This window comes from Enterococcus sp. 9E7_DIV0242, from assembly GCF_002140975.2.
Taxonomy (GTDB): domain Bacteria; phylum Bacillota; class Bacilli; order Lactobacillales; family Enterococcaceae; genus Enterococcus_L; species Enterococcus_L clewellii.
Genome location: NZ_CP147247.1, coordinates 3,091,834 through 3,114,030, shown reverse-complemented (window position 1 = coordinate 3,114,030; position 22,197 = coordinate 3,091,834). Strand labels below are relative to the sequence as shown.

Annotated in this window: 21 protein-coding genes; 4 read left to right on the top strand and 17 right to left on the bottom strand. The window is 40.6% G+C overall.

What is annotated here, in order from left to right; translation table 11 throughout:
- Positions 1–138: 138 nt before the first annotated feature.
- From lepB to A5888_RS14810, 8 genes are all read right to left on the bottom strand, one after another.
- Positions 139–987: a signal peptidase I gene (gene lepB, locus A5888_RS14845; protein WP_249274577.1), complete on the bottom strand. Its 849-nt coding sequence runs from the start codon at positions 985–987 to the stop codon at positions 139–141.
- Positions 984–1,667, bottom strand: a complete 684-nt coding sequence (locus A5888_RS14840; protein WP_086351175.1) for a hypothetical protein — start codon at positions 1,665–1,667, stop codon at positions 984–986. Before A5888_RS14840 ends, lepB begins: the two co-directional genes overlap by 4 nt.
- Positions 1,668–1,688: 21 nt before the next feature.
- The gene (locus A5888_RS14835) at positions 1,689–2,831 is read right to left on the bottom strand and encodes a DUF916 and DUF3324 domain-containing protein (protein WP_339101666.1); all 1,143 of its coding nucleotides are present in this window, start codon (positions 2,829–2,831) and stop codon (positions 1,689–1,691) included.
- Positions 2,832–2,972: 141 nt separating this feature from the next.
- Positions 2,973–3,722: a WxL domain-containing protein gene (locus tag A5888_RS14830; RefSeq protein ID WP_086348800.1), complete on the bottom strand. Its 750-nt coding sequence runs from the start codon at positions 3,720–3,722 to the stop codon at positions 2,973–2,975.
- Between the two features lie 76 nt (positions 3,723–3,798).
- A complete protein-coding gene (locus tag A5888_RS14825) occupies positions 3,799–4,608 on the bottom strand; it encodes a WxL domain-containing protein (RefSeq protein WP_086348799.1) in 810 nt (269 codons plus the stop codon).
- Positions 4,609–4,610: 2 nt separating this feature from the next.
- Positions 4,611–4,958, bottom strand: a complete 348-nt coding sequence (locus A5888_RS14820; RefSeq protein ID WP_086348798.1) for an LPXTG cell wall anchor domain-containing protein — start codon at positions 4,956–4,958, stop codon at positions 4,611–4,613.
- Between the two features lie 15 nt (positions 4,959–4,973).
- Entirely contained in the window at positions 4,974–8,657 is a 3,684-nt protein-coding gene (locus A5888_RS14815) for a pectate lyase-like adhesive domain-containing protein (RefSeq protein ID WP_139843842.1), read from the bottom strand.
- Positions 8,658–8,693: 36 nt separating this feature from the next.
- Positions 8,694–9,413 carry a winged helix-turn-helix domain-containing protein gene (locus tag A5888_RS14810; protein WP_339101665.1) on the bottom strand — a complete coding sequence of 240 codons (720 nt, stop codon included), beginning with the start codon at positions 9,411–9,413 and terminating at the stop codon, positions 8,694–8,696.
- A 292-nt stretch (positions 9,414–9,705) separates the two neighbouring features.
- Between A5888_RS14810 and A5888_RS14805 the strand changes: the two genes are divergently transcribed.
- The 4 genes from A5888_RS14805 (at position 9,706) to A5888_RS14790 (ending at position 12,354) form a co-directional block, all read left to right on the top strand.
- Entirely contained in the window at positions 9,706–11,133 is a 1,428-nt protein-coding gene (locus tag A5888_RS14805) for a helix-turn-helix domain-containing protein (protein ID WP_170924750.1), read from the top strand.
- Positions 11,134–11,561: 428 nt separating this feature from the next.
- A complete protein-coding gene (locus A5888_RS14800; RefSeq protein ID WP_170924749.1) occupies positions 11,562–11,702 on the top strand; it encodes a hypothetical protein in 141 nt (46 codons plus the stop codon).
- A gap of 60 nt (positions 11,703–11,762) precedes the next feature.
- The gene (locus A5888_RS14795) at positions 11,763–12,035 is read left to right on the top strand and encodes a hypothetical protein (protein ID WP_086348794.1); all 273 of its coding nucleotides are present in this window, start codon (positions 11,763–11,765) and stop codon (positions 12,033–12,035) included.
- A gap of 118 nt (positions 12,036–12,153) precedes the next feature.
- Positions 12,154–12,354 (top strand): helix-turn-helix domain-containing protein, encoded by a 201-nt coding sequence (locus A5888_RS14790; RefSeq protein WP_249274460.1) that lies wholly within the window; start codon positions 12,154–12,156, stop codon positions 12,352–12,354.
- A gap of 29 nt (positions 12,355–12,383) precedes the next feature.
- On the opposite strand, the gene A5888_RS14785 is transcribed toward A5888_RS14790, so the two are convergent.
- Genes A5888_RS14785 through A5888_RS14750 form a run of 9 tightly spaced genes read right to left on the bottom strand, consistent with a single transcriptional unit; the run spans position 12,384 to position 22,195 of the window.
- Positions 12,384–13,145: a peptidoglycan amidohydrolase family protein gene (locus tag A5888_RS14785; protein WP_086348793.1), complete on the bottom strand. Its 762-nt coding sequence runs from the start codon at positions 13,143–13,145 to the stop codon at positions 12,384–12,386.
- A complete protein-coding gene (locus A5888_RS14780) occupies positions 13,138–13,572 on the bottom strand; it encodes a hypothetical protein (RefSeq protein ID WP_086348792.1) in 435 nt (144 codons plus the stop codon). The genes A5888_RS14785 and A5888_RS14780 overlap by 8 nt, the downstream gene beginning before the upstream one ends.
- Complete coding sequence (locus A5888_RS14775) at positions 13,569–13,862, bottom strand: matrixin family metalloprotease (protein WP_086348791.1); 294 nt, start codon at positions 13,860–13,862, stop codon at positions 13,569–13,571. Before A5888_RS14775 ends, A5888_RS14780 begins: the two co-directional genes overlap by 4 nt.
- Positions 13,855–14,949 (bottom strand): hypothetical protein, encoded by a 1,095-nt coding sequence (locus A5888_RS14770; protein ID WP_086348790.1) that lies wholly within the window; start codon positions 14,947–14,949, stop codon positions 13,855–13,857. Before A5888_RS14770 ends, A5888_RS14775 begins: the two co-directional genes overlap by 8 nt.
- Positions 14,946–17,198 carry a hypothetical protein gene (locus A5888_RS14765; RefSeq protein ID WP_086348789.1) on the bottom strand — a complete coding sequence of 751 codons (2,253 nt, stop codon included), beginning with the start codon at positions 17,196–17,198 and terminating at the stop codon, positions 14,946–14,948. The genes A5888_RS14770 and A5888_RS14765 overlap by 4 nt, the downstream gene beginning before the upstream one ends.
- A 6-nt stretch (positions 17,199–17,204) precedes the next feature.
- On the bottom strand, positions 17,205–21,071 hold the full coding sequence (locus tag A5888_RS14760) for a hypothetical protein (protein ID WP_086348788.1): 3,867 nt from the start codon (positions 21,069–21,071) through the stop codon (positions 17,205–17,207).
- 11 nt (positions 21,072–21,082) lie between these two features.
- A complete protein-coding gene (locus A5888_RS21505) occupies positions 21,083–21,370 on the bottom strand; it encodes an HK97 gp10 family phage protein (protein ID WP_086348787.1) in 288 nt (95 codons plus the stop codon).
- A complete protein-coding gene (locus A5888_RS14755; protein WP_086348786.1) occupies positions 21,342–21,809 on the bottom strand; it encodes a hypothetical protein in 468 nt (155 codons plus the stop codon). The genes A5888_RS21505 and A5888_RS14755 overlap by 29 nt, the downstream gene beginning before the upstream one ends.
- A gap of 20 nt (positions 21,810–21,829) precedes the next feature.
- Entirely contained in the window at positions 21,830–22,195 is a 366-nt protein-coding gene (locus A5888_RS14750; RefSeq protein WP_086348785.1) for a hypothetical protein, read from the bottom strand.
- Positions 22,196–22,197 lie beyond the last annotated feature (2 nt).

The following is a 22,197-nucleotide window of genomic DNA, read 5'->3' as shown; positions in this document are numbered from 1 at the left end:
TTAGGAATACTTTTTTATTAAAAAAATGCTATCATAGTACTATCTTTCGCTTTATTTTCTATATTCCATACCTATTGAGCAAAGATAGAATTCAGTATAATGTGTTTGAACTCATAGCAACCACAACTGACCTATACTTTAAAAAGCTGATAATCCATTCAAAGGCCATACTCGTATTTTCACGATCCCAATAATCTGTTGACGATCAATTAGTCCATACTCACGACTATCAAATCCGTATTCCCTATTGTCCCCCAAAACCAAATAAGAATCCTTAGGAAGTTTATTCTCATTGTTAATATCATGTAATTGAAAATCAGCTGTATACTGACCACCGTTCTTTTGAGCCTCATTGATCTCATCGATAATAAATTTTTCATCAACTGGTTCACCATTTACATAAAGAAAATCATCAGTGTAAGTGATCTGTTCCCCTGGTAGTCCAATGATCCGACGAATTTGCTGCGTTTTCCCTCTTTGGAAAAGAACGAGATCAAATCGTTCAATACTGGCTGTCTTTTGAACAAGCACTGTATTGTTATCCTGTAACGTAGGCATCATGCTATAGCCGGAAACCTTCGTTATCTTTATAAAGAAGGAACTGACTATTAAGAAGATAAACACTGCACTAATGATTGCCGCCCACAATTCCAGTAGCCTTTTTCTAATCATTTTAAGAGAATGTTGCTTTTTTCCAGTACCTTTTTTATAGCTCGGACACTTTGACCTTTTTGCCTGAGAAGTCTTTCTCATCAGCTTTTTCGATATCCTCTTATTCGCTGTGAGCTGTGCTTGGTATTTAGACGTTTTCTTTTGCTCATTGCCTTTTTCTTTTTTAACTTTCCTATTTTCGGGAGGAGTTTTACTCGTTTTTTTATTATTTTGCAGCACTCTTGCTTTCTTTGTTTTCTCTATCCATTGAATTTCTTTTGGTAAAGAGTCGTTTGAATCACGTTCTGTCTTCTTTTGTTTTATCTCTTGACTCATTCATCATCACTTGCTCCTTCTTCCTCAAGCTTGGTCTGATTTACCTTGAAATATTCAAAAGCAGTAGTCTCATAAGTAATAGTTCGCTCAATATCAGATAAAAATTCATCTACCAATTCACGATTTCCATGAAAGTTGCCACTAACTAGCGTCGCATTCACTCCTAGCTCAGAAAGTGAAGCATAATAACGATTTAACGCTGATTGTCCTTCCTTCGTGTTCAGTGTGCTTGCATGTTTGGTTGAATATGCCGCTAATGTCGTTGCCAAATAACGTATATTTTGTTGCGTGGCAACCTCGTTCTCTTCTTGTTGTGCGGCCTTATTTAACTCATCTTGAAAATCTCTTAATAAATAATAGGAACGGACAATTAACGCTGAATCGTCTGAAGACAGATTAATTGATTGATAATAACTAGCATACATCGCTCCACCACTACAAGTTGCTGCTAGAAACAACATAACGATTGAATACATAATGGAACGTCGATACTTTCTTTTGAACCTGACGCTTGCTGCCTTCCATCGTTTTCGTTTTCGTTTATTTTTGGGTATGCGCTCAGGTAATTGCTTTAACTTATGACGCTGAAAAAAGATCTGAGCCAAAAAGTAGAGAGTTAATAGTAGGAAAATAATTGCTCCAGCCGCTGCTCCCATAATAATCCAAGCAAGTATTGTCATTTACACTGCTCCTAATCTTTTTTAAAGTCTTTTCTTCTTAACGGTTCCATTGCTATTATTCTTTGGACGTTGCTTCTGTTTCTGTCCTTTTTTCCTTTTACGAGAAAGTGTAATAAACAAGAAGATACCCGCAGCTACCACAACAAAAGCCCCAACAATCAATGCGATAAACAACCAGTTAATTCCTGTATCTTGTGTCAAGCCGACATCCCGCTCATTGTACTGTTGAGCCTCTTCATCTGAAATTTCAAAATCCTCTGTCCATTCCCAACGTTGATCGCCAGAAGTAGCTAAGACGCGTACTGTATACGTTCCTGCTTCCATGCGATCTCCGTTCATACTAATTGGAAAGTCCATAAAGGAATTAGGTGCCATCCGCATCGAGGTTTTCTTTGCTTCATAAAGGACCGTATTACTGTCTTTTTTCATCACCTGTGCTTCAACGGTCAGGTCATTCAAATAGGCTGCAATGACATTCGAAAAATTTACATACACGGAGTTTCGGTAATTTAATTGTCCGCCGTAGGCACGATTGAATTGCAAGTCAGGACTTAGCTCTGCTCCATTCTCCTGTAGTAAGATAGAAACAACGTAGGCGTACTGATTAATCACATTAGAGCCCCCGCTAGGACTTGCATTTTCTGTTTGTCCTGCTTTCATCAGCTGTAGACCCCCAGCAATAACCCCATCAAATCCAGTATCCGGCATCTTGATGCTTAGCTCTATCTGTTTTGTTTCTCCGGCAGCCAGCTCAACAGACTCAGGACCTGTGACCAACTCTTCAAACGGAAAAGCCAGTGAGGCATCATTTTCAATCTCGCTATTCGTATATTCAATAACCCCTGTTTTATTGGTTTTTGCTCCATTTAGAGCCAAATTGACCGTAATTGGTTCTGAACTGGGGTTGCTAAGAATGATAGAGAGTGTCTGTTGTTGACTTGGTTCCATCATTAACTGATAGTAACCCAATGTTGCATCCATCTGATTTTCAGGAAACTCAAGTGTATAAGTAAAACCGGCTACTGAAACCGAATCATCGTCTGTATTCTCTTCTGCCCCCCATGCAACTATGTTCGCTCCTACTACTGATAAGTACAGTAAGAAGAAACAGGTGAACACCTTAAAAAAATTATTTTTCTGTTTTTTTTCAACCTCTTGTCTCATAAAATCAACCTCATTATTTTTTTTATTTATAGTTAATATGTTCTATATATAGCCTTTATACATATGTAATCGCTAACTAAAAGAAGAAAGTAAGCTGGTAAAAATTACCAGCTTACCCCTTATAACGCATAACTTGCTTGATTATGCAAGTGCCCCCAAAGTCCAAGTAACTGTAGCTGTATACATTCCTGTTGTCATTGCAGAAGCAACACTTGTTGGAATACTCAACTCAACAGAGTTTGCATCTGTTCCAGCAGTTGGCCCTTCATAGATTGAACTTTGACCAAACTCTAATGTCCACAGTCCACTACCTTCACCTGCTGCTGCAGTCACAAAGGTTTGTACCCCTCCATCAGTACTCAGTACAACTGATGTTGGTACTGCTGCTGCAATAGTACCTGTTCCAGAAGTATCCAATAATGGGTTTGTATAAGTGATTGAAGCCCCGTCAAGTGTTGTTGTCGTGTTAGTAAATTGACTTGTCAATTCACCAGTAACGGTATACCCCGTATAATTACCCGTTACATCACCAAATGAAACAATGTTCCCACGTGTGCCGGCACCATCCTCAAGTGTTAGAGGTGCAGCATAAGCAGAAGTTGTATTTACTTGGATCTTACCAAAATCTAAATGAGATACTGCGATAATTCCTTTATCTTTAATATCCGGGTTTGTTTCAACACCCGGTGTTGTTGGCGGAATAGCTGGTCCATCTGGTTTTTCTGCATCCGTGATGTTGTCAGGTTTTGTTGGATCAATCATACCGCCTTCTACTTCAACCGTACCTTTTGAATCTAATGATAATTGATCTGCGCTCGCAGACACAGTCCCTACTGTTGCTACTCCGATTGTTCCTACTAAAGCAATGGCACATAATTTTCTTAATTTCATTTCTTGTTCCTCCTAGATTTTGTGTGATTTATATACAAATGGACGAATCCAATTTGTCAAACGAAAAATTACTGCTTTATTCTGTTGGTGCAGCTTCCAAGCTCCATGTTAATGTTGTTGTATATTGGACCGGATAGATCTTGATGGTTTCCGGCACACTCAATGAAACTGCTGAATTACTATAGCTTTGCTTATTGAATGTTGGATCGATCACCGAATTACCTCGCTCATCTGTTAACGCGGTCAAGGTATTCTCCTGATTAGACGTATTTTCACCAGATGCACCGAATGCAATAGTCCAGACACCTTTCCCTTGCGCTTTTCCGGCAACTGCTACTGTATAAGCCGTATTCATTTCATTAATCGCTAATGTATCTCGACTAACAACTGGCATCTGACTATTCCCCGCGGAATTAGCCCAGCCATTGCCAAAGGACAAGGTCGCTCCTTTTAAACTCCGATCTTCAAGGGTCTGAATAATCGGACTGGAAAACTGGCTGTCTTGTGACAGGGTCAAATTCCAACCAGAAGCTTCTGAACGAAAATCACTTATCTGGATATAATATCCGCGAGCTGCTGTATCGCTGTAAAATAGCTGTGCAAGCGAATCGTAGGTACGATTCGTCGCTGTAATTTCAGCTGACGCAAAATTCAAACTGGAAACAAAATCAATTCTAAGATCCCCTTTGGTAGAAGGACCTTCTCCAGGATTTACTTCTTCTCCAGGATTTTCCGGATCTGCTGACTCACTCGTTTCCTTTCGCTCTACTGTCACTGAACCATTGCTATCAAGGTTAGATGCATACACTGATTGACTAGCAGCCAGAAAAGTACCCGCAAAAAGAAGAAGTGTTAAAGAAAGCTTGAAGTGTGTGTATTTCTTCATATTTACTGCTCCTCCTTCTTTCTCCGATTAAACAGGAAGATCAAGAGCAGAGCCGCGATTAGGCCAAATCCCATCAGGCTATATTTTCGGATCATTTCACCTGTACTAGGATAGGTTCCGCCACCCTGTGGTTTTTGCGTTATGGGAACAGTACTACTGGAAACTTCCGGTGGAAGACTCGTTGAAGGCTCAGTTGTCGAAGATTCGATTGTTCCATCATAAAAAGTAATTTGTCCTTTACTGTTTACTTGCCCTCCAGCACCAGTCGTTGCCGAAACAGTGGAAGAAAAACCTGTCATTCCAACCAGAAATAAGGCAAGAGTCAATAAGAAAGTTTTTTCTATTTTCATTTTTTCCCTTCCCTTCTACGGTTGTCCAGCCATAATGGTCCAAGTTACAACGCCTGAATACGTACCGATACTTGAAACAGTGGTTTTGGTTGGATCTGCAACTAGTTTTAAGCCTGGTTCTGCTGAGGTCTCCCCCCAGGTACTAGTAACATCAAAGTTACCACCAGAGGTATTTCGATAAATTGCTTGATTTCCGGAATCCAATGTTAATGAGATTTCATCACCCGCACTATCTACATACCAGAGGGCTTCATTCATTACTGAACCTGTTGCATCATTTTTCATATTCGTTGTCAATGCAGCATAAAGCGTCCAACCAGCCGATTTGTTTGCACGAGTATCTGTGACAACTAAATCCCCATCTGTCGTCGGATTGTCTACTCGCTGCACTTTCGCATTATAAATGATCTTCCCAAAATCAACGGTCAATGGTGCGGATTTTAGGAATAGCTGTCCAGTCACTGTATAAGTGACCGTCTGTGCCGTCTCTGTAATCATTAGGCTCATTTCATTCTCAGGTCGTTGACTGATTTCATAGCCGGCTAGTTCTAATGCAGCTAGTTGATCTTGAACGACTTGGAATTTAGCACTGGTTAAATCAATTACATCCCCTACATTCAATGGCGTATCAATATCTTGACCTTCACCAATCGTCAGTGTATAGCCAGACAATGCCATCCTACTTTCATCTTCAAAGTGAACCGTTAACACAGCATTCATATTGATAACAACCACTTGAATCGTTGTTGATAACGGTGTTGTCAAGCTCGTTGTATCATTTGCTGGAACAGTCAAAGTCACCGTATAGGGTGTATTCGGTTGTAGATTGCTGTAATTGTTTAATCCCCCAAAATCAGACACGGTAATAAATGAACTGAGGTCTATTTTGACGCCTTCAAAAATACTGTATGCTTCAGGATTACTATTCGCTAGAATAAATTGCTCTAGCTCTTGATCCGACAAGTCACGAATATCCAAATAAGAGGCCTCAAAGTCACTTCCGGTAATTGACCGTGACGTTTCCAGAACGATCAACCGTGCTTCAATTTCTGTTGTATTTCCAGCATCATCCATCAAATTCACATAAACCGTATGCGTACCAATCTGATTCATCATCGTCTCTAAAGCAGCCAAATCATTTTTGTCTGAATATTCATAGGAGAACGTTTGCGGCAATGGATTTGTATCTGTTGGATTTTGTATGAAGACACTTGGACTTGGCACTTCATTTCCCATCCCAGCATAGAAATCTCTTGGTTCTCCAGTTGGTGGTGTCTTATCCAATACAACTTGAGTAGCCTCATCGTATTTTCCATTTAAAAATGAATAGGCGTGGATCGTTGAACCCGCAGTAAAATGATTGCCCAATGGAACAGTGTAGCTAAAGTTACCAGAGCTATCTGCTTGTACTGTAAAATTATTCGTAAACTCAGCTGATCCGCCGGCAGTCACTGGGCTTGGAACTGTATCATTTGATGGGTCTATTGCTGGAGTTACCGTTTCGTTGATCGGAACATCCCAAAGCCGAACAAAAGCACCTGGATTTGTGACACCAGTGATTGTGACTGAATTCGATGAATCTACCTCATCCGTCGCAGTGCTGGTAATCACCACATCTACGTCTGGAATATATTCGTAGAGGACCCTTTGAACATTTCGAGTAGTAAAGTTACTTCTAAAATTATCAATATTTGCTTGCTCCAATGAAGATACTGATGTAATCGTCGGCGCAAAGCCGCTATACGTTAAAAGCATCCCATACATTGGCGTCCAACTCATTGTCGGTTCATCGCTAAAATCACCAGCTCGCCACATGCTGACTTTTTGTATGTCCACATTTAGCGTACCGCCATTTCCTGCAATATTGATCAAGCCATTATTAGTAGCTGTTGCATTCGTAACCGGATTTGTCCGCTCCAAATTCACCCGTTCTGCATCTGCAAACTGGAAGGTAGAACCTGAAGATGAGAAATAAATCAAACTATGACCTGCACCAGTGCTGTCACTCATCGCATTGAAATTCCCTTTTTTAGCAACTCTAAATGTCGCAACACCTTGAACGTGAATCAGATTAGACGTAGAAGTTCCCATACCCGTTGCACGAACATCCAAGGTTCCTTCTTCCGCCACTTCCAGCGTTGCACCCGCCCCCAATCGAACGATGTTTCTATTAGTACCGTCTGTATTACTCGTGTGGCCACTTGAATTAATCGTAAGTGTCGCCCCTTTGCCAATAGAAACTTTACTTCCTGAACCGTTCATTCCTATAGCAGAATATTGCGGCTTAGGCGTTAATTGTAAGAGGGCACCTTCTTGAAGTGTCACACTTCCTCCCCCTGGAATCCAAAGGTTAGTTTGTTGCGCATCACTTTCACCAGTCAATTCATTTTGAGCCCCATCTACAATCATCTTGGCATTCTTCCCGATCACTAATGAGCCTGATCCGATCAAATGAATATTTCCGCCTTGAAGAGAGCTCATTTGGAACTCCGCATTTTCTAAAACAGTTAAATTTGTAATGTAAAGATTTATCTGATTTGTTGCGTTAATTGCCCAGTTTGTACGAAACTCCGTTGTGTAGGTAGCCATCTGATTATTGGATGTTTTTCCTGACACATATACATCTGTTTGTGGTGAGTGCATCAACTGATTGCCAAAGTTGGTAACATTATGGTAACGCATGGCAGAAGCCTGCTGATTAGCAGTACTTAAATCATTAAAAGTTGTATAACCATAGTAATTCCCATGATAAACAGTCATATTCTGCCAGGTTAGATCCCAAGCACCAGTAGTATTGTAGAAACATAAAGCAATTGCACCGAAATCGAGAAGGTTGTTATTCCCTTCAATCACTACTTTTCGACCAATATTAGAAACACCCATATAAACATATTGAGCACTACCACTATTGTTTGATGTTGCTCCTCCAGTCAGAATACTTGTTAAATTAAGTCTAGGATTAGAAGGAATCGCAAAACTGGACGTAATGTTTATTCCTGAGATATTTACATTCCCTAATGCTCGAATAAATTCTTCCCAGTTAGAAACATTTGCAACAGTGTTTGGATCGTAAGTAGATAAATCTTCTCCTCCATCAGAATCAGCTAATGCAAGGTTCTCTTCTGCAAATGAAACAACTGACTCAACTGCTGCTTCTTGTTCAGTATTCACACTTATTTTAAGCTCCTGATGCTCTGAATCAGAGCTTCCATCACTCAATACAACTGTGTATTCACCCTCACTTTCTGCAGTTAGTACTACTCGCAGTTCAGTTTGCGCAGATGACATTATAATGCTTAAGGTGCGTTCCTCTTCATTCCATTGAAACACTGGAAATTCCGCCAGACCGCTCTCTTTGAGCATTTCCTTTTCAGTAGTTTCATCAAAGTTTATCCCTTGAGGAAGAGTTAACTGCAGCTCTCTTCTGACCATACCGGTCAGCTCTTTGTTTTCATCAACTGCAACAGATGAATCTACTTCAACGACTTGTTCAAGTTCTGCCTCACTGCGTTGATCGGAAATATCAATGTGAAAGGGCTGATCTTTATTGACTGACTCTTCAACTAAAGTAAGAGACAACGGTGTTTTCGCTAACAGTTTACTACTCGAACTATAGAGCACATTGAACATTGCAAAAAATAGTGCTAAAACCACAAATAGGTTTACGTAAATTAGTTTTTTCCTTTTTCTTTCATTCATCTCATTCACTTTACCTCCCATTAAATCTTTTTAGCCTTAGCTTGTTAGCTCCATCACCTCCTTTAGTCCAGTTTCATAAACCTTTGTGTCCAGAAGGTAACCAACCGAGCGAACTGTTCTCAATAAATCGGCATTTAAGCCATACTTAACTAACTTATTGCGAATGTGAAAAACTAAATTAGCTACTCTATATTTTTTATCGGAACTTTCCTCATCATCTCCCCAGACATGCTGATAAATTTCCTCATATGTAAATGCCTGATTAACTTTTGTGAACAGTAACGAAACAATCCGATACTCTAATCGGGTAAGTCGTATTTCTGCCTTATCATGGACTTTTATGCTACAATTTAAAGCATTAAGTTGGATGTCTGCATAAGATGAGGGCTCTAAAACCTTAGTTGGTTGTCCGTAAATCATATTGAAGGTGTTTTCAATAATTGCAAACATCTCTTCGTCAGAGATATCTCTACCCAAGTTTCCCAGAACCCCTAGTTCCAGATTAACTCTTTTTCCTATAATGGCACTCTCTGTCGCTGACCTTACCCATACAGGAATAGTCGATTCCTTATTAATAGATAAAATAAGCTCCAATATGTTATTAAGATTCTCTTCTGCCGAACTGTAGATGACTACGCCGTGAATCTTACTCAGATGTTTCAACAGCTGACTTTCTTCATAAAAACAGATCTCTTCCAGATTAGGGGATGATGAATTTGAATAGTCGCTCGGATTAAAAATCGCCAAATTATACATAAATAATCAGAACCTCCTTTTAATATTTTTGATAATCAAACGATAGTATATTAATATATTTTTTTCAAACGACCTTTGTCTAACTAAAGGACAACTTATAAATCCTTATACGATATTATTATTTAAATAAATATAGTTATTTTATCATTAAAATTTAATTATTTTTAACAAAAAAATTAATATAAACAAATATATTTTTATCGTTTTTCCACAGCGCAGGAACATATGTAAAATTCTTCAGCGCTTTTTTTGTTATGATTTTAAGAAAGAAATAAAAAAGGAGGCGTTCTTTATGAACGAAATTGGTTATGATTTACTTACTGATGCATCAATCAAAAGAAAAGTAACTATTTTAACTCACTTATTGGAATCAGAAGTTCCTCTCCCGCTTTCTGAATTAGCGGATTTTTGTGAGGTTTCTCTAAAAACACTTAGAAGAGATGTTCAAACATTAGGTGATTATTTCCCCGATACTATCTATCAGGAAAACGCAGCACTTTCACTTAATCCATTGAAAAGTCGGGAGCCCATCTCTAAGTTTATCGATGAACAAATCAAAGGAAATATGCTGTTCACTATAGTAGAGGATACATTTTACGGAGAGTGTGAACCAATAGAATATTTATCTGAAAAATTCTTTGTGGCAGAATCTACATTGAGAAAACACCTCTCTTTATTAAAAAAAGTCTTAAAGCCCTTTGATCTGACACTAAATTTATCACCAGTAGAAATTTTAGGAAACGAAGTGAATATCCGCTATTTTTACTTTCATTTTTTTGAACATTCTCTTGAATACAGCGGTTCTGTTTATCCAGAAGCAAAACAGTCTGATCTTTACAATCTTTTAAGAAGCTTCCTGCACAAACATGGCTTAGTCTTGAATGTAAATTACCACAGACTTATCTGCTGGTTCTTTATTAGCGAACAAAGAATTCGCCAAAAAAAATTAGTCTATTTGGATAAATCAATAATCGATAAATACGCTTCATTTCATGCTGTCTTTACCATTAGAAATGCATTAGAAAAGATGTCCCCCCCTTCGGTTATGTTCGCAGTTAGTGAGTCTGAAATTATTTTTTCCTTCTTACTTTCCCTAGATACTATTGTTTATGATGCAAAAAGTCATTTTTTGCCGAATGATTTTCTTATTGAGATGGAAAAATATGAGAACCTTGTTACTGATTTTTTCAAAGTATCCAACTTAACTTATGCCTTAAATGTTGAGCTTAAAGCGATAATCAAGGCCTTTTTAGTTAATGAGCATGCTTTGCAAGGATTAACTGGTCTTTTTCACAAAAACAAACCTCGCTTTAATTCAATGATTCAAAAAAAATATCCGGATACATATAGTATCTGGATAAAGATTCTAAAAAAGCAGACTGATTTCGACTATATCAGTGATTTAGCTGTTAGCTTAACTGCTCTAACAAAGGCGAAAGTCAACAGGAGCAGAAAAGTATTATTCGCCTTCAATGGCACATCTGCTGAAACAGCTTATTACAAATATCAAGCGCAAAAATATGTTCCTAAAACAACTGAAACTCTTTTTATTTTCAATCAACCAATTGATAATGATCTTATTGAGCGTTTAGATATAGACTTTTGCGTATGTAATTTTTCTTTGTCTGTTTATGATCTGAGTTGTAAATTCTTCAAATTCGCAAGCGTTCCTTCAGTTGTGGAATGGGAAACACTAACTAATAAACTAAGCGCCATTTAACTATAAAACAGCTAAGAAAGCAGAAAAAATATCGTGGAGCTCCCCTCCTCCTCTCAAAACATAAAGAAATAGTATCTAATAATAGATGAAAGTAAAAATACTTTCTCAGTCCCATTGTGATTTGAAATGTCATAAAAAAAAGTGCAGGACAATAGTCAGTAAAAAACTGATTATTGTCTCGCACTTTTTTATTCTGTTTTATCCACTACTTATGATACGGTTCATCAGTTCTGATTATTTATTATACCACTGCATGATACTGAAAACCGCTTTAAATAAGGGTTTCTGTCTCATTTACGACAAAAACATTTTCAATAATTCCGTAAGCATACGGTATTTTTGCCCCTTTTCTGCCCCTTTTTTCTCTAAAAAGTGTTGACTTTATACACGTTAACGTGTATAATATAATTATAGAAAGGAGGTAAGACATGGGGCGTAAGGAAAAACGTAAAGAAGAGAAGCTCAACAAACGCCAATCAGTTCTGATAATAATTAATTTAATCATTGCACTGATTAACTTAATTACAAAACTAATTGAAATGCTTGAAAAACTTCTCTCACAACCATAGGGAATAGGGCGAAAGCCCTCCCTTCCCTCTTATTATATCAAACAACAGGAGGAAAAGAAAATGACAAAATATCGAATTTTAGACTATACAACTGGATGGGAAACTGTCACACCTAAACAAATGGCTGACTGTATGAAGGAATTAAGAGCTGCAGCGGTACAAATTCTTAAAAATGAACAAGCTAAACATGTAATTTATGCAACAAAGGAATATAGTAAAAATGAAATTCGGATCCGTCGCATAGCTTTTATTATTTGTAACGATGAAGAGTTTGAGGTATATGTAAACAGGCAAACAGCGGATCATGTACTTAAAGCTGTACACACACATTAAGGAGGTCATTAATTATGAAGCAATCAACTGGCGAAAAATTAACGGTTGCTACTATCGTGCTGGTAGTAGTTACTGTTATACTCTTCATAGTAGAAAAATTATTGTAGGAGGTCAAAGTGTGGCAACCGATAAAATTGATCTGGATAAATTAGAAATTTATTCAGCGGCAGAAGCGGCGGAAATACTGGGAAAAGAAAAAAGCTATATAAGACAGCTATACGCAAAATATCCAGATCGTTTTCCGCCCGGTTCTGTTCGTAAAATTGGTAGAGAGTATTTAGTGACAAAAGAAGCCATAAAAGCCTTGAAACAAAAGTGACCCGTCCTATTATAGACAGGTCACTTTTTCTATTTAAATGTTCCCCACGGCGTACCGTTGCGCTTACCATTGGCCGTTGTCCCTGTAGCCAAATAGCCATAGGTTCCGTTTGCTCTCGGTTGTCTAATCCACACATGGCCGTTTGAATCAACCTTATAGGCATCATACTTTATTGACTGGCCAGGCGTTATTTTCGCAATGATAGAGGCCCCAGTGCTGGCTGCAGTACGAAGGTTTATTGTAGTGTTTGGGTAGAATGTTGCCGATTCTGCAAGCCACTCGCCTTTCGGTGTTTCCACTACGTTGCCGCCGTTGTTTGTATTTGATTCGTTGGATCCGGATCCGTTGCCGGACGTTTGGCCACTGTATCTGTACACAGTTACGTTTGGCTTGCCGTTATAACTCCAGATCGTGTCATGGTCGTTGATCGTGATTCCATTATAGCCAAAATTGCAATGAATCATTTGATCTTTTTCATTCAGAAAAATACCTGTGTGGCCAAAGTCACCACCGGAAGCCCCCCTGATCCCCCAAATGAAAATGTCTCCACGCTTCACAGCATAATAGCCATTGACCAGTGGCACCTGTTTCCAGCCCGCAGCTTCCAGGTCGTTAAACAATGAATCCGTGTTGCCCATCTTATTGCCTGCAAGGAAGCCGCCAGTTCTTAAAGCAAAGTATACAGCAGAACTGCAATCATAGCTGTAAGGCCCTAGTCGCTGGTTCTGTGAGTATGTCACATTACCCACACGGTCGGCCATCCATTTGATCATCGTTTCAAAGTTAGGCATTTTTTAATGCCTCCTTTACAGCTTTCAATAACTTGGGTTGTTTAGGTGTAGCATCAAATTTCAAGCCCAATTCCTTAGAAAGCTTTAGCAGTTCATTGTACTTCATATTATCCAGATTTTTCGCACTCTCAGCCGTTTCGGTCGCTGCTTCGGAAGATTCTTCAACCTCCGCCGGAACGTCCTCAGAATCGCTTATATAAGCTTTGGCCATGTCTTCAACTTTTGCTGTATTCTCTGATAACCAATTCAAAGCAAATTCAGCAGTGGCCTCTACTCGTTCCAAAAATTGAACGTAAACAACAATGGTTTTGTCATCCTCAGTGAACCATTTACTATTATAGTGTGATTCATTTATAGCGACCTTTTTGCCGTTGGCTGTTCGTAAAGCTCCATCAAATTCTTTGATCTTCTCAATAGTTGTTTTCATAATGTCATTCCTCCAAGTTCTTGTGCTCTGCCCCTCATGATAGGGTGGTTAGTGTCATAGTGTCTAAATCCTAAATAATGGCCAATCTCATGGGCTATAACCACATCTAAGGCCACGTGATACTCTTTTGCCTTGTCTTCATACACAACGACCGTGGAACCCTTCTGGTAGCCCACAACAGGCTTACACCATGGCCGTGATTGCTTCACGATAATCTGAACCTTTGAAATGTCAAAGCCTTTTTGGATCCAGTACCGTTTAGCATTTTCAATGGCTTCAGTTCTATTCATCGGCAAATTCCTCCAGTGTGTTGGCCAGAACAAAATCGGCGTTGTTAATGATAAAGGTTTTGCAGTTGATCGTATAAGAGTATGGAACATAAAGCTCTTCCCCATTTACGCCAATAATGAACTGTGCACGTGGCTCAGGAAGCACGGCCAAGTTGCCAACGGTATAGCCATTATACTGACTTAGAACATTATTGATAATTCTGGTCCGTGTGCTGTTGTAATCAGAAAAGTTTATATCATCCAGCTTGAAACGCAGCCCGTCATCTATTCCCTTGCTGTTGATTATTTCCGCCGATCCTCTGGCCGTTTGAAACGGTCCCCGTTTGAACTCCATCGCCTTCATTAAAATGGTGCTTGCCTGGTCATCATTTATTGCATTGTCGGCACCATCGATATAAAGAATCAAAGCATCATAGTCGGCAGCTGACATTCTGGTGCGCCACGATTTCAGTGTTGATTTAGCATCAATACTGCCGATCACCTGCACAATTCGCTTTGAAGTATCATATTGTGGGTTGGTGTCCGTCTTATTGCCGTACTCGATCATTGCAATGGCTTTATCTGCCACAGCGTAAGAGTTCCATGTAATGCTGAATAGTTCAATTTTTGCATAGTACACATCCATAGCCCCATTAAAGCCGTGTGTATTAAAGATCGTTTCCACGATGGAAACAACGTTGGCACCGGCCAGCAAGCTATCCATGGCATCACGGGCTGTCATGTTGTCGTTTTCTTCAATTTCAATAGAAGGCAGCTTGTTGCCGTTCGTGGTCACTTCCACAGAATCATTGGCAAGTTTCACCAGCTGCATAAGGTTGTAAGTGCCAGGCTTTAGGTTGATATCCTCCATCAGCTTTCCCAACACGTCACGGGCTGTCATATCTGTACCCGTAACGTCTTGAGCGTAGCTGGTAATGGCATATAAACGATTATTCACTGCCACATACCTGTATTTTCCAATCATTTCACGACTGACAATGTGGATCTCACTATTCCAGCCATCAATGGATAAATCGAACACATCCAGCTCCGTTTCATCAATGGCCCATAGCGGTTGAAATTTATCGTATCTATTCATAAAAATCATAGGTGTCTTATCTCCCTTGCTACAATGCCCAGTGTAATATCGTAATCAGATAAATCAATGGAAAGTGGAACCTTTTCCGGTGGCCGGTAGCCAGTCACATCATACTCAGCACTGGAAACCATTGTGGCATTTTCGCCGTAGATCGTCATTCTGATACGGTTAGCATCGTTTGGCACTGTAATGCCACCCCTTGACCACTGGCTATTTTGTGCCGTTCTCAGCCATGTACCACGATAAGCCAGGTCCCAATCCTGTGAAGCATCATGAGAAAAAATTGCTTCATCAAGCCAGGTTGTATAAGTCCCATTATTCAAGCGCCATTCCAGTTTCACCTTATAAACGTACGGGCCACCAAAATGAACATAATACATATCCGGATTATAGTTACCAGCTTCATCAACTGCATAGCCAACTAAGTTCAGCCGAATGGTCAGAATATTGTTATTCACTTCAAAGCCTGCACCATACCCCACATTATTGTTATGGGCTTGAGTCATCGGAATACCCCCATACCCGGTTGCTCCAGGTGTACCCCCTAAGATTACATTTTTATATGGTCCGGTGTTGTCATATCCTCCATGGATTTCAAACCATTCTAATGCCCGATTGATTGGTGGCGGATCCGTCATTGTTCCCAGCGTTGAGGTCTTAACGTTGTTCTTGATCTTAAAGCCTCGGCCCCGATACTTAACCCGATTCAATGAACCAATCCCACTTGTCTGCAGCTTCTTATGAAAAATAGTCGGTGTAATGAAATTCCGGCCAGATTCACCATTGAACACATTCAAGTGTTGATACATCAGATTACACCCAACCAGCATGGGCACATTATTCTTTCCAAGTGTTGACGTGTCCTGTGGCTGACCATTCACAACCTTGCCTGGATCAAACCATTTATCGGTCCCAATAATCGAAAGCTGATTATTATTCGCATTCGTTTTAAAGCGGCTATTGTTTTGGATCACAATAGTAGCAATGTGTTCCTCCGGCAGCCCGTTATGAACAAGGCCATCAATTTGATAAGTTTTGAACTCATTCACATGGCTGGCCAGGTCCATTTCAGCACCATTTTTCTTGCCTTTGGTACCTAGCTGAATAATTTCCGCCTCGTTGTTATAGGCCACCCCTTCAGGGATTTTGACCGTGATAGAAATTTCTTCCTCACCAGAATAGCCGGTGAAACTAATTTCAGAAATATCAAACGGAGCAAACCATAGTGAAGTATTGACGGAACCCAGTGGATCCATGCTATTTGAATCATCGAACACATCGGCCGGATTCTTCTTTTTATAGTAATCATAGAAATCGCCGTTCTGATCATACTTGGCCGAATCATAGCCCTGTTCTTTATTGGCCTTGTCACCGATCACACCAGGCCCCAGGTCATAATCTGAACCGTCATAGTCCGTTGTATCATAAAAGCCTGTAGTGTTTGCATTCTCCGGGCCATCGTCATAATACGATTGATCATAAAGGCCGGTTGAATCATAAGCTGCTGTTGTCTTCGGAAAATTATTTATTAATCGATCCACTGACGTTTCATGCTCTAGGAAGAACATTATCCCGTAATTGTCCGCTGTAGAAACAACGTCATCAAATTCAGTGGTAATAAAATCTGTCGTATTTCCAGCGTACTTATTCCAGATATCCTGCTTCATGATTTCAAAATAGCGATTGAGCTGCCAGCGAAGAAACTTGGCTGCATTCAATTTATTTATATTGTCATCGATCCAGTCCACATCATCGCTTATCTTCTCCGTTTGCCACGATAGATTATAAGTAATGTATTCCATGTACTCGATCAGGATATTCATGTTTAAGCGGTATTTATAGGTGATTTCCCTTTCTGCATCACCGCCACGAGCTAACGAGCTGTAGGCTCCCCCTGTGCTGTTCACATCGTTGTGACGGCTCAACCGTTCTTCAACTCCTGCGAAGGTCAGCACACGCCGCAGATCATCGTGAATATCGTAGGTTTCTTTTGAACTGTGAGCATACCAGCCTGTATTTAAAGTACCCAGCCATTTGTTAAAGGAATGCTCAAAGCTTTCAAATTCCCCGTAATTATCTTTAGACACCAACCAACGATTTTTCACAATGCCGGTTGTTTTATTTTCCAGATCATAACGCTGAGGGGCTAGGTCTGCCCCTCGTTTCAAAAAGATCATGTCATTCTCAAGAAATGATAAGCCGGTATATTGAACATGGTATCGCTGGTTGATCTTGGGTTGTGTCTGCGAATAGTCCATTTTTCATTACCTCCGTGTTTTCGCTTTATTCATCAATTTTATAAGCGGTTTGAAAATCGCTTGTGCAATCGTTTGGCCATCCAATTGAAGGATCACCGGCTGGCTGCTCGTTTCAAATGTTCCTGATACATCCACATTGACATTGTTAGACGTTTCAACTCGGCTGCTTGTTTGGTTGGCACTCATGATATTCACTGGTGAAGTGGCCAGATTGTTATCAATACCAGCATAGACAAGCATGCTATCAGTGTATGATCCGTAAGCTAACCCGCTGGCGTTGGCCTGAGCTTTAGCCCCTGCCACAGCTGAGGCAATTCTTGAGCTTGCCTGGCTTGCGATCTGATCGATAACTGACATGATCGAGCCGACACTTGAAGCAATTCCAGAAGCAATGGCAGCACCTAAACTGGCCCCGGCACTTCTGAATGCACCTTGATAGCCATTGACCACACCCACGCTTGCTGCTAAGGCTGCACTGATAATACCTGGCAAGCTGCTCAACAGGGCTTGAATTTGGCTGATCATATCCCGAACAATTGCAACAACAGCTGTGGCCATCACCCTGAATGCAGCGATAATCATTTGTGTTGCTGAAACTGTAATGGCCAGCATGGAAGTCATCGCACTTCTGAAGCTGTTGGCCAATTCCTCAATCCTATTTTTGGTTATTCCAATAAAGTGAATGAGGTTAGACAAGGCACTAACTAAAGATCCGACAATGCTTATTGTGCTTGAGAACATAGATACCAAGCTGCCCAGCATTGAAATGACATGAGAAATAGTTGAGCCTAATGTGCTTAATACTGTATTGAAATTGATCACACTGCTTGTTGTCGCAGCTAGAATGCCCATTAGTACAGTAAATCCAACAGTATTGGCCAAAAGCCCTTGTGACAATTCCGCAAATGCTTGGACCGCCATATTGGTAAATACTGACATACCAGCCATCATTGCCATTGAAGCAATAGCCGCAGCAGTTAAGGAACTCAGGTTGCTCATAACATTTATAAGCCAACTATTCAGACTTGACATTGAATCAACCAAAATATTGAACATACTTATCGTACTTGAAAGGATTGATACTAAATTTCCCAACGAAGTGATCAGACTGGTAAAACCTGTTCTGAGTGTGGTCAATGCTGTAGTCACATTTGTTAGGTTGGTGCTTACTGTTGTTAATATTAAAGTAAAGGCTGCAAAAGCAATTGTACTTGCTGAAATACCTTCACCCAAGCTGGTAAATGCTGAGACTGCGGCGCTGGTAAATACAGAAATACCCATCAATGTTGCCATTGAAGACAGGGCCGTTTCTGCAAAAGTAGTGAATGCCGGCGCTGCTGTTTCCACCTGAGTTTTTAGCTCAGTGAGTGCTGAAGTGATTGAAGGTACAATGCCAACGATTCCTGTGAAGGAGGCCATCACTACAAGCATGCTGGTGCCTAACCCTGCGGCTGCTGTTTGAATGGTCGTGATTGAATCAGCAACCTTTTTCATTCCGCCGCCCAGTTCGGCCATAGCATCTGAATGGGCTGCAAAATCAGCCATAGCATCCCCGACTGCAGCAAGGGTTCCAATTAGATCACCCAGTTTTAACCCAACTAGGGTTGCAATACCATCGGCCATTTTTTCAATACCTTTTCCGGCATTCAGCGCTGCAGTTCCCATTGATTCAAAGATACCTGCAATACTGTCCAAAATCCCTGAAATACCACCAGAAATGCTGTCAACGACTGCCACAATTGCATCGCCGATTTCCTCGATTACATCACCTATCCCCTCTAAAATTGGTGTAATTTCATCCAATAAATTCTGGAATAACTCAATGATCTCTGAGATCACCGGGGCAATGACTTCAACTATTGCCTGGATATTATTTCCCAATGATTCGATCACAGGTGCCAGGGATTCGATAATGGCCTGAATGTTATCGCCGATTGGTTGAAAGGCTTCGACTAATTGAACAGCTCCATCTGCTACTATTTGAATGATCTGAACAAAGTTGTCACCTAGAGCGGCACTAATTTGAACCATTGCATCTGCAACAATTTGAACAATCTGTGTGAAAGCATCCGTTAAAATAGGCAAAACAACTGCAGCAAATTCCGTGATATACGGCATGATTGTAGCAAAAGCATCGGCCACAATTGGAATTAAGGTTGCGAATGCCTCCGTAATGATCGGCACGATTGTAGAAAAAGCCTCAGTGATTATTGGAATCAATACGGCTGCCGCTTCTGTGACTACGGTTGTGATCTGCGTAAATGCTTCAGTCAGGACCGGCACGATCTGAGTGAATGCCTCAGTCAAAACTGGAATCAATGTTGCGGCTGCATCTGCTAAGGCAGCAATCACGATAGCGAACATTTCACCAAAAGCTACCACCAAAGGCGACAAATTGGATAATGCTGTGGCCAGCACAGGAAACACGCCTGCTAATTTAACGATAACCCCGGCCAGACCTTCAAGAAATGGAATGACTAGATCCTTTGCTGCTGCTAGGGCAATAATGGCCACCGTCACTGTTGCAATGACTATGGCGAACCCTGCAGCTGCCTGAATATTGAACGCCCCTCTGAATGCACCTGAAATGGCACTGCCTGTTGACGTTGCTTGACTTCCTAAGCCTTTTAATGGGTTGCCCATCCCTTTGATTACCGATGCAAATTTCAAGCCCTTAACGACTGCAAACATGGCCACAAATGCCAAGCCAACTTTTTTTGCACCATTGATTAAAGTATCAAAATCTGGCATCTTCAATTTAAAGTCACCAAACTTGCTGCTGAAGTCTGTCCCGAAAAGGCCATCTAAAATTTTAGCTCCTTCTCTCACAGCCTTCTCGATATTCTTTGGAATTGAACTAAAAAAGTTCGTTCCGAAAATGTTATCAGCAACACCGGCCAAGCTTCCCAAGGCATCCTCAAGTAAACCTGGAATCATAGGCTTAATCGTATCAAAGGCCTTCATCAACCCTTTGGCCAGCTTTGGTGCCAACTCTGCAGCCATTTTCATAGCGATACCGCCAAAGTTCAGCATGCTATCCACCACGTCATCGATTCCCTCACCAGTGGCCAGGAAATTCTGAAATGATTTACTCATCATCGTAAAACTACCATTTAGAGTTGTTGCAGCTTCCTTGGCTGTTGTGCCGGTTATATTCAATCCGTCTTGAATGATTCCAATGGCATCGGTGATATCTGATAGATTGTCAATATTGTACTCAATACCTGAAATAGCCTGGGCATCTTTAAGAAGCTTTTTCATTTCTTCTTGTGTACCACCATAACCAAGTTTTAGGTTATCCAACATTGTAAAATTCCCTTTAGAAAACCCCTGGTATGCGTGTTCAATATCGCTTAATGCTGTACCAAATGTATTGCTGTTATCCGCCATCTGAATCATGGCTTTGTCTACTTGCTCCCCTGCCTTTGTAGCATTTCCGCCTAAATCCTTTAATAGTTTAGGGGCAAAACTTGTTGCTGTTTCTAAGTATTGGTTCATGCTTGTGCCGGCAGTTTCAAAGGATCGCCGTGCATTGGCCATCACGTCTTGACTGGCAATGTCTCCGAAAATCTTTTCAACCCCGCCCACAGATTGCTCCAGGTCCCCTGCAGCTTTTACGCCGGCCACTAATCCACCAACGGCAGCTGCTCCAGTAGCAATCAAGCCCTTAAAGGTAATACTGGCAGCGGTTTTGGCCATACTCGTTAAGGCACCATCAAGCTTGTTTATTACACCCATGGCTCCGGAACCATCCGCTTTTATATTCATACCTTTGGCAGCAGCTTGCATCATATTCAGCATTTGCCGCTCAATGCCATCCAGTTCGGAACCATTGGCAGTTATTTCTAATTCTAATTGACCTTGAGAAGCCATTTATCTATCACCTACCTTATACGTCCGATCACTTCAACAGTCCAGCGGCCACTGCGTAACCCCCACATTTCACGGCCAGCCTGTTTGTATGTGCCGAACTCTTGGAAAATAGCGTGATCACATGTGTTCTTGACGGTCCATGAGTTCTTGCTATTCCTGTTTAATTTCCAACTTCGTTTCAATTCTCCAGTGTCAACAGGCGATATTGTAATGGCATTCTCCAGCTGTACTTCTAAGCTGTCATGTACTTTGTCATAGAGTGCATCACGTTCAGCGTTTAGTGCGCTTATCCAATCCACGCCAGATCGCCAGCCTTTCTTTTAACGAAGCTTTCACAGTATTCTTTTTTTCTATTTTCTTTATTTTTTCCTGCTCCAGTTGCTTTTCCTCGGCAACATCAATGGTCAGCTGGTCATAAAGCTTTTTACTTGCTGCGAAGTCCGTTCGATTAATTCCTTGAAATTCCAGTAATTCTTCAATGCTGAATGGCTTCGACTTTTTCCCTGCTCGTTTTTTGTCTGCTATAGCTGTCAATAAAGACTGGGTGGCTATGTGAGTGCGCTCTTTAAAATTCAAGGTTAATAGCCTGGCGTTTAGACGTTTTATAAATAATTCGTCAGCGCTTATGATTTCTTCATAGCTGTACCCTGTGACCACACTTAGATACTCAGCCACCTCGTCCTCGTCATCCAGTAGGCAATCACCTAGAAAAACAGGCACGATTGAATTAATGAACAATCGTGCCTCGTCAGTTTTCCTTACAGACTGATCAACTTTTTTGTGTCTAGTTCTTCTTTTACCTTTTTGGCAAATTCAACCAGATCGGAATTATCCAGATTTGCCAACCAGTCAAAAAACTCGTCTCGGTCCATCTTGAATTGCAAGGCATAGCCGACCATGCCCAAGTGATACTCAAGTGTTTCTCGTTCCACTTCTTTTTCTGCTTCAAACAATCCTTTAAACTGCTCAATGGCCATATCAGCCCCAGGCATCTGCATGGCCATTCTCTGGCCGTCCATGTCACGCTCTACTGATAACGTAAAAATTTTATTTAGCACATTGAAGAACTTTGCGCTCTTTGCGAAGATTACTGTTTTACCTTTGATTTCTTTTGTAAATGCCATTT

Coding starts and splice junctions, on each gene's coding strand:
- A5888_RS14780 (WP_086348792.1), bottom strand. CDS start 13,572: ATGAAAACAACTATTGAGAAGATCAAAGAATTTGATGGAGCTTTACGA.
- A5888_RS14805 (WP_170924750.1), top strand. CDS start 9,706: ATGAACGAAATTGGTTATGATTTACTTACTGATGCATCAATCAAAAGA.
- A5888_RS14810 (WP_339101665.1), bottom strand. CDS start 9,413: ATGTATAATTTGGCGATTTTTAATCCGAGCGACTATTCAAATTCATCA.
- A5888_RS14840 (WP_086351175.1), bottom strand. CDS start 1,667: ATGACAATACTTGCTTGGATTATTATGGGAGCAGCGGCTGGAGCAATT.
- A5888_RS14825 (WP_086348799.1), bottom strand. CDS start 4,608: ATGAAGAAATACACACACTTCAAGCTTTCTTTAACACTTCTTCTTTTT.
- A5888_RS14785 (WP_086348793.1), bottom strand. CDS start 13,145: ATGCCTAACTTTGAAACGATGATCAAATGGATGGCCGACCGTGTGGGT.
- A5888_RS14760 (WP_086348788.1), bottom strand. CDS start 21,071: ATGGCTTCTCAAGGTCAATTAGAATTAGAAATAACTGCCAATGGTTCC.
- A5888_RS14795 (WP_086348794.1), top strand. CDS start 11,763: ATGACAAAATATCGAATTTTAGACTATACAACTGGATGGGAAACTGTC.
- A5888_RS14765 (WP_086348789.1), bottom strand. CDS start 17,198: ATGGACTATTCGCAGACACAACCCAAGATCAACCAGCGATACCATGTT.
- A5888_RS14815 (WP_139843842.1), bottom strand. CDS start 8,657: ATGAATGAAAGAAAAAGGAAAAAACTAATTTACGTAAACCTATTTGTG.
- A5888_RS14820 (WP_086348798.1), bottom strand. CDS start 4,958: ATGAAAATAGAAAAAACTTTCTTATTGACTCTTGCCTTATTTCTGGTT.
- A5888_RS14750 (WP_086348785.1), bottom strand. CDS start 22,195: ATGGCATTTACAAAAGAAATCAAAGGTAAAACAGTAATCTTCGCAAAG.
- lepB (WP_249274577.1), bottom strand. CDS start 987: ATGAGTCAAGAGATAAAACAAAAGAAGACAGAACGTGATTCAAACGAC.
- A5888_RS14800 (WP_170924749.1), top strand. CDS start 11,562: ATGGGGCGTAAGGAAAAACGTAAAGAAGAGAAGCTCAACAAACGCCAA.
- A5888_RS14770 (WP_086348790.1), bottom strand. CDS start 14,949: ATGATTTTTATGAATAGATACGATAAATTTCAACCGCTATGGGCCATT.
- A5888_RS14775 (WP_086348791.1), bottom strand. CDS start 13,862: ATGAATAGAACTGAAGCCATTGAAAATGCTAAACGGTACTGGATCCAA.
- A5888_RS14835 (WP_339101666.1), bottom strand. CDS start 2,831: ATGAGACAAGAGGTTGAAAAAAAACAGAAAAATAATTTTTTTAAGGTG.
- A5888_RS14830 (WP_086348800.1), bottom strand. CDS start 3,722: ATGAAATTAAGAAAATTATGTGCCATTGCTTTAGTAGGAACAATCGGA.